The organism is Neoroseomonas rubea (assembly GCF_016106015.1).
Taxonomy (GTDB): Bacteria; Pseudomonadota; Alphaproteobacteria; order Acetobacterales; family Acetobacteraceae; genus Neoroseomonas; species Neoroseomonas rubea.
Genome location: NZ_JACADQ010000122.1, coordinates 1 through 10764 on the forward strand (window position 1 = coordinate 1; position 10764 = coordinate 10764).

Annotated in this window: 10 protein-coding genes; 7 read left to right on the forward strand and 3 right to left on the reverse strand. The window is 68.9% G+C overall.

Annotation, left to right across the window (positions count from 1 at the left end; translation table 11 throughout):
- The 7 genes from HW577_RS13095 to HW577_RS13120 all read left to right on the forward strand — a co-directional run.
- A partial coding sequence (locus tag HW577_RS13095) for an integrase core domain-containing protein (protein WP_198376581.1) occupies positions 1-97 on the forward strand: 97 nt, incomplete at its 5' end.
- A 30-nt stretch (positions 98-127) separates the two neighbouring features.
- Positions 128-391, forward strand: a complete 264-nt coding sequence (locus HW577_RS13100; protein WP_198376582.1) for a hypothetical protein — start codon at positions 128-130, stop codon at positions 389-391.
- A 2-nt stretch (positions 392-393) separates the two neighbouring features.
- A complete protein-coding gene (locus HW577_RS27185; protein ID WP_419956586.1) occupies positions 394-921 on the forward strand; it encodes an ATP-binding cassette domain-containing protein in 528 nt (175 codons plus the stop codon).
- On the forward strand, positions 879-1226 hold the full coding sequence (locus tag HW577_RS27190) for an ATP-binding cassette domain-containing protein (protein ID WP_419956587.1): 348 nt from the start codon (positions 879-881) through the stop codon (positions 1224-1226). Before HW577_RS27185 ends, HW577_RS27190 begins: the two co-directional genes overlap by 43 nt.
- Before the next feature lie 13 nt (positions 1227-1239).
- A complete protein-coding gene (locus HW577_RS13110; protein ID WP_198376583.1) occupies positions 1240-2412 on the forward strand; it encodes an isovaleryl-CoA dehydrogenase in 1173 nt (390 codons plus the stop codon).
- A 62-nt stretch (positions 2413-2474) separates the two neighbouring features.
- The gene (locus HW577_RS13115) at positions 2475-4013 is read left to right on the forward strand and encodes a carboxyl transferase domain-containing protein (protein WP_198376587.1); all 1539 of its coding nucleotides are present in this window, start codon (positions 2475-2477) and stop codon (positions 4011-4013) included.
- A 5-nt stretch (positions 4014-4018) separates the two neighbouring features.
- Entirely contained in the window at positions 4019-6004 is a 1986-nt protein-coding gene (locus HW577_RS13120) for an ATP-binding protein (protein ID WP_198376584.1), read from the forward strand.
- Here the strand turns inward: HW577_RS13120 and HW577_RS13125 are convergent.
- From HW577_RS13125 to HW577_RS26530, 3 genes are all read right to left on the reverse strand, one after another.
- Positions 5964-6416, reverse strand: a complete 453-nt coding sequence (locus tag HW577_RS13125) for a hypothetical protein (protein WP_198376585.1) — start codon at positions 6414-6416, stop codon at positions 5964-5966. The genes HW577_RS13120 and HW577_RS13125 overlap by 41 nt on opposite strands.
- Before the next feature lie 67 nt (positions 6417-6483).
- Complete coding sequence (locus HW577_RS13130; RefSeq protein WP_332837674.1) at positions 6484-9711, reverse strand: error-prone DNA polymerase; 3228 nt, start codon at positions 9709-9711, stop codon at positions 6484-6486.
- The coding region (locus HW577_RS26530; protein WP_232474900.1) for a DNA polymerase Y subunit UmuC family protein at positions 9708-10764 on the reverse strand (1057 nt) is incomplete at its 5' end. The genes HW577_RS26530 and HW577_RS13130, both read right to left, overlap by 4 nt.

Consider the following 10764-nt stretch of genomic DNA (forward strand, 5'->3'; position numbering starts at 1 on the left):
GTGCCACTACAACGAGGAGCGACCGCATTCAGCCTTGGGCAACTTGACCCCGAGGGCTTTCGCCAACCAAGGTCAACCAGCTCGAGAACTTGCGTAGACCCCGGACCAGAGCCGGGGGCAGGACCACGTGCCCAAAAGCTTGCCCTCCCGCTGGACCAGTTTCGAGGGTCAGGACCACGGATTCCAGGGCGTCTGCGATGCGTCCAACTTCAGCACTCAGGATCATCGCGGCACGCTGCGTGTCGCACTCTACCGGGCGCGGGTCACCGGAAGCGCGGCGCAGGGAACGGTGCAGGGAACGGTGCAGGAACTGATGGTCGCGGGTAGAATGGCGCTGCAGCCGGTTGCGACGATCGACCAGCAGAGCCGCGCCGACTGGCTCGGCTGGTGAGCATGGAAGAGGCCACGCAGCCGCCCGCTGCAGCGATCGCTGCGGCGCGTCCCGTCCTCGAGGTGAACAACATCGAGGTGGTCTACAGCGAGGTAATCCTCGTGTTGCGTGGCCTCTCTCTCTCGGTTCCGAAGGGCAGCATCGTCGCGCTGCTCGGCGCCAACGGCGCCGGGAAGTCGACGACGCTGAAGGCGATGTCCGGTCTTCTCAAGACCGAAGAAGGTCAGGTCACGCGCGGCGGGGTCCGCTTCGACGGGGAGCGGCTGAACGGAATCGACCCGCACCGGATCGTCCGCAAAGGTATCTTCCAGTTCATGGGAGAGCGACGGATCATCTCTGACATGACCTGCGTCGAGAATCTGCGCCTTGGCGCCTATACGCGGTCAGATCCCGAGGTCTGCCGGGATATCGACATGGTCTTCGAATACTTCCCCCGTCTTCGTGAACGGACGGGCTTGCGGGCTAATTTTCGGGCGAGGAGCAGCAGATGCTTGCGATTGGCCGCGCGCTCATGGCATGGCCGCGGCTGATACTTATGGATGAGCCGTCGATGGGCCTGTCGCCGCTTCTGGCGCAGGAGGTCTTCGGCATCATCCGCAAGCTCAACCGTGAACTTGGGATTACGATCCTCCTGGTCGAGCAGAATGCACGCATGGCACTCTCAGTCGCCTCCTATGGCTACATCATGGAACAGGGGAAGGTCGTGCTTGATCGAGAGGACGCTGCGCTCATCGAGAGTGAAGACGTGAAGGAGTTCTATCTCGGCGGTCATGGCGCCGACCGGAAGTCCTTCCGCAACCTGAAATCCTACAAGCGCCGCAAGCGCTGGCTCTGACCCCGAGGTCGCCATGTCGTCCAACCAGATTCCCACGCTCGACTTCGGCCTTGGCGATGAGGTCGACATGCTGCGTGACAGCGTCCGCTCCTTTGCAGCCGAGCGGATCGCGCCGATCGCTGCCGAGATCGACCGTACGGACGAATTCCCGCGGCACCTCTGGCCCGAGATGGGCGCGCTTGGTCTGCACGGGATCACGGTTGAGGAGGAGTATGGTGGCGCGAACATGGGCTACGTCGCGCATTGTGTCGCGATGGAGGAAGTCAGCCGCGCCTCGGCGTCGGTCGGCCTGTCCTACGGCGCGCATTCGAATCTTTGCGTGAACCAGATCCGGCGTTGCGGCACGGCGGAGCAGAAGCGCCGCTACCTGCCGAGGCTCATTTCCGGGGAGCATCTTGGCGCGCTCGCAATGAGCGAGCCCGCGGCGGGCAGCGACGTCGTGTCGATGAAGCTGCGGGCCGAAAAGCGGGGTGACCGCTACGTGCTCAACGGCACGAAGATGTGGATCACCAACGCGCATTATGCCGAGACTATCGTCGTCTATGCCAAGACAGACCCGTCGGCAGGTCCCAAGGGCATCACCGCCTTCATCGTCGAGCGCGACTTCAAGGGCTTCCGGCCGGCACAGAAGCTCGACAAGCTGGGTATGCGCGGGTCCCCCACCAGCGAACTCGTCTTTGAGGATTGTGAGGTACCGGCGGAGAACGTGCTGGGCGAGGTGGGCGGCGGTGTACGCGTGCTGATGTCCGGCCTCGATTACGAACGCGCCGTGCTGGCGGCCGGGCCGCTCGGCATCCTGCAGGCCTGCCTGGATCTGGTCGTGCCCTATGTCCATGAGAGAAAGCAGTTCGGCCAGCCGATCGGGGAATTCCAGCTTATCCAGGCCAAGCTTGCCGACATGTACACGATGCTCAGCGCGTGCCGAGCCTATGTCTACGCCGTAGCGCGCGCCTGCGACCAGGGCAGGACGACGCGGAAGGACGCAGCTGGCGCGATCCTGTTCGCGGCTGAGGCTGCGACGAAGGCGGCGCTCGACGCGATCCAGATCCTCGGCGGGAACGGCTACATCAACGATAACGCGACAGGCCGCCTGCTGCGCGACGCGAAGCTCTATGAGATCGGCGCTGGCACCAGCGAGATCCGCCGCATGCTGATCGGACGCGAACTGTTCCGGGAGACCGCGTGAGCCACATCCTCGCCTCCTCCGTGCAGCCGCGCTCGGAGGGCTTCCGCGCCAATGCCGACCGCATGCGCGTGCTGCTCGACCGCTTGCGCGGCGAAGTCGCTACCGCTGCGACCGGCGGGCCGGACGCCGCGCGGCAGAAGCACCTCGCACGCGGGAAACTGCTCCCGCGCCAGCGGGTCGAAAGGCTGATCGACCCGGGCGCGCCGTTCCTGGAACTCTCCCCGCTGGCCGCGCATGGCATGTATGGTGGGGAGGTTCCCGGCGCAGGAATGATTACCGGCATCGGTCGCGTAGCGAGCCGCGAGTGCGTCATCGTGGCGAACGACGCGACCGTGAAGGGCGGAACCTATTTCCCGGTCACGGTGAAGAAGCACCTGCGCGCGCAGGAGATCGCCTGGCAGAACAGACTGCCATGCCTTTACCTGGTCGATTCAGGCGGCGCGAACTTGCCTAATCAGGATGAGATCTTTCCTGACCGGGAGCATTTCGGTCGGATCTTCTTCAACCAGGCCCGGATGTCTGCGGCCGGGATCCCGCAGGTCGCGGCAGTCATGGGGTCCTGCACGGCGGGCGGTGCCTATGTGCCCGCCATGTGCGATGAGGCAGTGATTGTGCGAGAGCAGGGGACGATCTTCCTTGGCGGCCCGCCGCTCGTCAAAGCCGCGACAGGCGAGATCGTGAGCGCGGAGGATCTCGGCGGCGCTGATGTCCATACGCGTCTTTCGGGCGTCGCTGACCACTTCGCCACAGACGATATGCATGCGCTCGGCCTGCTTCGTCGGATCGTCGGCAATCTGGGACGTCGGCCGATGGCCGCGGGCGATGCGCCGGCACCGCCGCGCTTCGATCCCGTCGAACTCCACGGAATTGTCCCGCCGGATCTGCGCACGCCGGTTGATGCGCGGGAGATCATCGCCCGCATCGTCGACGGATCTGAACTCGATGAGTTCAAGCACCGCTATGGCAGCACGCTCGTTTGCGGTTTCGCCCGCATCTGGGGCATGCAGGTCGGCATTATTGCCAACAATGGGATCCTCTTCTCGGAATCCGCGCTGAAGGGTGCGCATTTTGTCGAACTGTGCTGCCAGCGTGGCATTCCGCTGCTGTTCCTGCAGAACATCGCCGGCTTCATGGTTGGGCGGAAATACGAGTCAGGCGGCATTGCGAAGGATGGTGCGAAGCTCGTCACCGCGGTCGCCTGTGCCGACGTGCCCAAGGTCACGGTGATCACTGGCGGTTCCTTTGGCGCCGGGAACTATGGCATGTGCGGCCGGGCCTATTCGCCTCGCTTCCTCTTCACCTGGCCGAATTCACGCATCTCTGTCATGGGCGGGGAACAGGCGGCGAGCGTGCTCGCGACCCTTCGGCGCGACGCGCTCGAGGCGCGCGGCGAGCAGTGGAGCGCTGAGGCGGAGGAGAGCTTCAAGGCCCCGATCCGTGAAAAGTACGAACGCGAGGGCGACCCTTACTACGCGACAGCGCGCCTGTGGGATGACGGGATCATCGACCCCGCCGACACGCGAGATGTTCTGGGCCTCGCATTCGCCGCGGCCCTGAACGCGCCGATCGAGGAGACGCGCTTCGGCGTGTTCCGCATGTGAGCGCGATGTTCCGTAGCCTCCTCATCGCGAACCGCGGAGAGATCGCCTGCCGCATCATCCGCACGGCGCAGCGCATGGGCATCCGCTGCATCGCCGTCTTCAGCGAGGCCGATGCCAGCGCGCTGCATGTCCAGCTGGCCGATGAGGCGCATCCGATCGGCCCGGCTGCGGCACGTGATTCCTATCTTCGAATCGACCGCATCGTCGCCGTCGCAAAGGCCGCCGGGGCGGAGGCGGTCCATCCGGGCTACGGCTTTCTGTCCGAAAATGCGGACTTCGCCGAAGCCTGCAAGGAAGCCGGGCTCGTCTTCGTCGGCCCGCCGGCTGCGGCGATCCGCGCCATGGGCAGCAAGGCCGAATCGAAGGCTCTGATGGTCGCGGCCGGCGTGCCGGTTGTTCCTGGCTATCATGGCGTGGATCAGTCGGAAGAACGGCTCACGAAGGAGGCCGCCGGCATTGGCTTCCCCGTGCTGATCAAGGCGAGCGCCGGCGGCGGCGGCAAGGGGATGCGTCCCGTCCACAGCGCTGCGGATTTCCTGGATGAGCTGGCCGGCGCACGGCGGGAGGCGAGGGCCGCTTTCGGCGATGATCGCGTGCTTCTCGAACGCTACCTGCAGCGGCCACGGCATGTGGAGGTGCAGATCTTCGCGGACCGTAAGGGCCGCATCATTCATCTGCACACGCGGGACTGCTCCGTGCAGCGCCGCCACCAGAAGGTGCTGGAGGAAGCCCCGGCGCCCGACCTTTCGCCGGCGCTGCGCGCGCGCCTGCATGAGGCCGCGATCGCCGCGGCCCGTGCCGTGGGCTACGTGAATGCCGGGACGGTCGAGTTCATCGTGGAGGGCGACGACGCTTTCTTCATGGAGATGAACACGCGGTTGCAGGTCGAGCACCCGGTCACCGAGATGGTCACCGGCCTTGACCTCGTGGAATGGCAGTTGCGCGTCGCCGCCGGCGAGCCCTTGCCGCTCGACGAACCGCCGGAGGCCGAAGGTCACGCGGTCGAGGTGCGGCTCTACGCTGAGGACCCCTCCGCCGGGTTCCGCCCCTCCGTCGGCATGCTTCGGCGTTTCTTCGGGCCAAGCAGTGCGCCTGGCGTACGGATGGACACCGGCGTGCGCAGCGAGGATGCGATCATGCCGCACTACGACCCGATGATCGCGAAGATCATGGCGCATGGGCCCGATCGCGAGTCGGCGCTGCGGCGCCTGTCGGCGGCACTCGCCGATACGCAGCTTGGCGGGCTAACGACGAACCTTGCCTTCCTGCGCCGTCTTGTCGCCCATCCGGCGATGGTCGCGGCGGATCTCGACACCGGCTTCATCGCGCGGCACGAGGCCGCACTGATCCCGCCGCCGGTCGAAACGCCGCCGGTCGCGCTCGCGGCGTTTTCGGCGGTCTATCTCGAACGCCTTCGTCTGCGCGACGAAGGCTCGGGGCCGTGGGATCGTCGCCGCGGCTTCCGCCTTTTCGGTGCGTCCGAGGAAGTGCTGTCGCTGCGCGATTCGGTGCGCGTGCGCCAGCTCCTGGTACGCCGTCGCCGCGGCGCGATGGAGGTGGTCGTCGACGACGGGACGCCGATCACCGTGCAGGCGGATCTCTCGGCAGACCTGCGCGCCTCGGTCGACGGCACCTGGCAGCGCGTCCCATTCACACTGGATGACGGCGCGGTTTCGCTAACCTTCGAGGGCGTGGACCACAGGCTCGAATTGCTCGACCCCTATGCGCCGCGTGGCGGGGAGGCAGCGGCGGAAGGGCGCCTGTCAGCCCCCATCCCCGGGCGCGTCGTACAGATGCTCGTCGCGGTCGGGGATCCCGTAGCGCGCGGCCAGGTCGTCGCAATCCTCGAGGCGATGAAGACCGAACTGCGCATCGCGGCGCCAGCGGATGGCATCGTCGCGCATCTCGGCTGCTCCGCGGGTGACAGCATCGAGGAAGGGACGGAGATCGTCACCCTCGCGCCGCCGGACGGGGGCGCAGCGCCTCCCTGATCGGGTTGCGCAGCAGAAGGCCGGCGCCGCGCAGGGCAGCGCCCAGATGGATGGCGGCCGGCATGGCCGCATAGGCTGCGCGGAGCGGCAGCAAGCGGAGCAGGGCGGCCAGCGCTTCGCTGCGAGCGCCGCGCTGGGCCAGCGCGCAGGCGAGCAGCAGCGCGGCCTCATCCGTGTTCACGTTCAGGCAGAGCGGCGCGCAGGCGCGGATCGGCGCGGCGCGCAGCAGGGCGTCGAGCGGTATGGCGGCCGTCGCGGCATCTTCTGCGGCCAGCAACAGGCGCAGGGCGGGTAGTGGCGCGTCGGCTGTCCACCAGGTGCGGATGCCGTCGAGTAGCATACGCTCGGGCGCGGGCAGTGCGTCGGCTTCCGCGCCGGCCCAGGGCCAATTGGGCAATCCGCGCGTCGACATGCTGCCTCCTCATCGTCGTGCCCGTATTTTTTAGCGCAAATGAGAATTAATCGCAAATATGGAGAGTTCAGTGAAAGTCCCGGCTCGCCGGCATCCGCACCCGGGTGCGGGGATCGTCGCGCGGATTGGGCCGGCGCACCTCGTCCGCACGCGCCATCGCACCTTCCCACCGCGCCTCCTCCATCAGGTGCAGCCCATCCAGCAGGTCGGACCTGTCCTCGACCCGCGCCACCAGCAGGTGGATGATCGGCACCTCCGCCTTCTGGTGCCGCTCCGCACGCCCCTCCGCGACAATCAGCCGCGCCGAGACCACCGCCGCGCGGAAGCGCTCCGCGATGTCGGGATACATGACCAGATTGGCGATGCCGTGCTCGTCCTCCACGGTGAAGAAGACCACGCCCTTTGCGCTGCCCGGCCGCTGTCGCACCAGCACCAGGCCGGGCAGGCGCAGCCGCCGCGCCTGCGGCGCGCGGGCCAGCGCGCGCGTATCTGCCAGCCCCATGGCATCAAGCCGCGCACGCAGCAGCGCCATCGGATGGGCGCGCAGCGTCAGCCCTGTGCCGGCATAGTCCAGCACCGTCTGTTCGCCCGCCGTGGCGCGCGGCAGGCGTGGCGCGGCCTCCCGCCCCTCGGCGGCAGCCAGTGGTGGTGCCGGCGCGGACAGCGCTGCCGCATCCCACAGCGCCTCGCGGCGGTCCCGCCCCAGGCCACGGAAGGCATCGGCCTTCGCCAGCGCTTCCAGCGCACCGCGATCGAGCCGCGCCCGCTGCGCGAGATCGGCGATGGAAGCGAAGGGTGCCTCCGCGCGCGCCGTCGCGATGCATCGCCCGGCTTCCTCCCCAAGGCCCGCGACGAGCCGCAGGCCGAGCCGCAGCGCCAGCCCTTCCGCGCTGCGCGCATCGGGTTCCAGCGTGCAGTCCCAGTCGCTCGCTGCCACGTCCGCTGCACGCACGGCAACGCGGTGCTCCTTCGCGTCGCGCACGACCTGCGCCGGGGCGTAGAAGCCCATGGGCTGGCTGTTGAGAAGCGCCGCCGCGAAGACCGCGGGGTGATGGCACTTCACCCAGGCGCTCGCATAGACGAGCAGGGCGAAGGACATGGCGTGGCTTTCCGGGAAGCCATAGGTGCCGAAGCCTTCGATCTGGTGGAAGCAGCGCTCGGCGAAATCCTGCGTGTAGCCGCGGCGCGTCATGCCGCTGACGAACTTCTCCCGGAACTGCATCACCTTTCCCTCGGCGCGGAAGGTCGCCATGGCGCGGCGCAGCGCATCCGCCTCGGTCGGGCTGAACTTCGCCGCCACGATCGCGATGCGCATCGCCTGTTCCTGGAACAGGGGCACGCCGAAGGTTTGGCGCAGCACCTGGGCGAGCTCGTCCGGCGGGCCATGCTCCGGTGCCGGGCCGGGCAGGTCCACCGCCTCCTCCCCAGACCTACGGCGCAGATAGGGGTGCACCATGTCGCCCTGGATCGGTCCCGGCCGCACGATCGCGACCTGCACCACCAGATCGTAGAAGGTTCTCGGGCGCAGGCGCGGCAGCATGTTCATCTGCGCCCGGCTTTCCACCTGGAAGACGCCGACCGCATCGGCGCGGCGCAGCATGGCGTAGACGCGCGGATCCTCGGGCGGCAGGTCTTCCAACGCCAGGCGCCGCCCATGATGCGCCGCGATCAGGTCGAAGGCGCGCCGCAGGCAGGACAGCATGCCGAGGCCGAGCACATCCACCTTCAGGATGCGCAGCGCCTCGATGTCGTCCTTGTCCCATTCGAGCGTGGTGCGACCTTCCATCGCCGCCTGTGTCACCACCGCATGTTCCACCAGCGGTCCCTTGGTGATGACGAAGCCACCGACATGCGTTGCGAGGTGGCGGGGAAAATCCTGGATCTCGTCCGCGAGTTCGATCGTGAGCGCGAGCCGCGGGTCGCCCTCCGCATCCAGGCCGCGCTCCGCCGCGACATCGGCCATGTCGCGGTCTCCGCGCGGGCCCCAGGACGCGCGGGCGAGGCCCGCCGTCACATCCTCCGTCAGGCCAAGCGCCTTGCCGACCTCCCGGATCGCGCTGCGCGGGCGGTATCGGATCAGCGTCGCGCAGATCGCCGCTCGCCGCCGGCCATAGCGTTCGTAGATGTGCTGGATCACCTCCTCGCGCCGCTCATGCTCGAAATCCACGTCGATGTCCGGTGGCTCGTCGCGCGCGGCAGAAATGAAGCGCTCGAACAGCAGGTCGTGCGTGTCGACATCCGCCGCCGTGATGCCGAGCACGTAGCAGATGGCCGAATTCGCCGCCGAGCCGCGCCCCTGGCAGAGAATGCCTTTCGAGCGCGCGAAGCGGACGATCTCGTCCACCGTGAGGAAATAGGGCGCGTAGCCGAGTTCCCGGATCAGCCTCATCTCGTGCGCGATCAGCCCGCGCAGCTTGGCCGATCCGCCCTGCGGCCAGCGCCGCGCCAGCGCTTCCGCCACCCGCTTCTCGAGCGTCTCCTGCGCCGTCAGTCCGGGTTCGAGGATCTCCTCCGGATATTCGTAGCGCAGCTGGTCGAGGGAGAAGGCGCAGGCCGCGACGACTCGCAGCGTGTTGTCGATGGCTTCACCATGCCCGGCGAGGAGGCGCCGCATCTCCGCCTCCGGCTTCAGATGCGCCTCGGCATTCGGCCGGGCCGCGAAGCCGAGCGCATCGACCGTGGTGCCGAGCCGGATCGCCGCCAGCACATCAGCCAGCCTGCGCCGCGCCGGGACATGGAAGCGCACCCCGCCGGCGGCGAGCAGGGGCAGGCCCAGCCCCGCCAGCGCATCGAGCCGCCGGCGGTCGTCCCCGCCATGGCGATGCGCAACGGCGAGGAAGAGCGGCAGCGCGAGGTCCCGCTGCAGCGCCGTGCGGTCGCGCCGCAGCGCCGCAGCGAAGTCGTCATCCGGTGCTTCCGGCGCCACCCGCGCCAGCACCGAGCCCTTCACCCCCGCCGCCAGCGCGTCCCGCCCGAGGCGGCATTCGCCCTTGGGCGCGGCAAGCCGCGCCTCGGACAGCATCCGCGTCAGGCGACCCCAGGCGGCACGGTCGGATGGCCAGGCAAGATATTCCGACTCATCCTCGAGCCCCAGCCGCACGCCGGGCAGGAAGCGCAGCCCTTCCGCCTTTGCCGCCACATGGGCGCGCACCACCCCGGCGAAGGAATTGCGGTCCGCCACGCCCACCGCCGCATGGCCCAGCGCCTTCGCCATGCGCACGATCTCATGGGGATGCGACGCGCCTTCGAGGAAGGAGAAGTTCGTCATCGCGCCAAGTTCGGCATATCCCGTCACGGCAGGTGCCCGTGCAGCACCCAGCGCGGATCCTCCCCCGGCTCCGCCAGCCCGACTCGACAGACCCAGAGGCGCGCGCCCGAGGCCATTTCCACCCGATAGTAGTCGCGCAGCTTCCGCCCCGGCCGGTCGCGCCACCACTCCGGCTCGAACCGTTCCGGCCCCTCGGCCCGCACCACCCGCTGCGCCTGCCGCCCGATCCGGAGCAGGGACGGGGGCGCGTCCGGCAGCAGCGCCATCGCACCTATGTAGAGAGGGCGCTGCAGCAGCCGCACCGGGCGCGGCCGGGCCGCCCAGCCTTTCGGCACCGCCACCTCCTCGAAGGCGCCGACGCGCTGCACCGCCCGTTCCGGCCAATGGGAGGCGCGCGGCGCCAGGCGCCAGACCGGCAGGCGCTGCGACAGCCGGTCCAGCAGCTGCGCGAGATCCTCCCGACGCGCGGCGCGGCCGGCCGGAGCGAGGGACGCCTGCGCGCCGGTCATCGGGTCGGTCGCCAGGGCGGCGAGCGCCAGCCTCTCGAAGCCGCATTCGGGCGCGAGGGTTTCGAGTTTCCCGTGGAACAACCGCGCCAGATGCGCCGGGTCCCGGGCAGGCAGGCCGGTGCCGATCGCGATCTCCTGGACCTCCCCGTCCACCCGCCCCGCCCACAGCATCAGGCGCCGGGCGCCGCGTCCTGCCTGGGCGAGCATGTGGCAGAGATCGGCGAGCAGGCCGTCGAGTGCCGCCTCGATCCCTTCCCGCGTCACCACGGGATCGGCGAAGTCCCGCGCCACCTCCAGTTCCGCCGGCGGGCGGAGGGGGGAGATGGGGCGCTCCGCCTCGCCCAGCGCCTCGTCCAGCGCCCGCGCCAGCCCCGCCCCGAAGCGTCGCACCAGCCCCGCCCGGGGCTGCGCCGCCAAGCTGCCGACATCCCGCAGGCCCAGCCCATGCAGCGCCGCGACCAGCGGTGGCGCCAGACGCAGGGCGGCGAGCGCGAGCGGCCCCACCGCCGCGGCCTCGCCTCCCTCCGGCACCAGCCCGCCGGCGCCGGCCCGCACCAGCGCCAACGCCGTG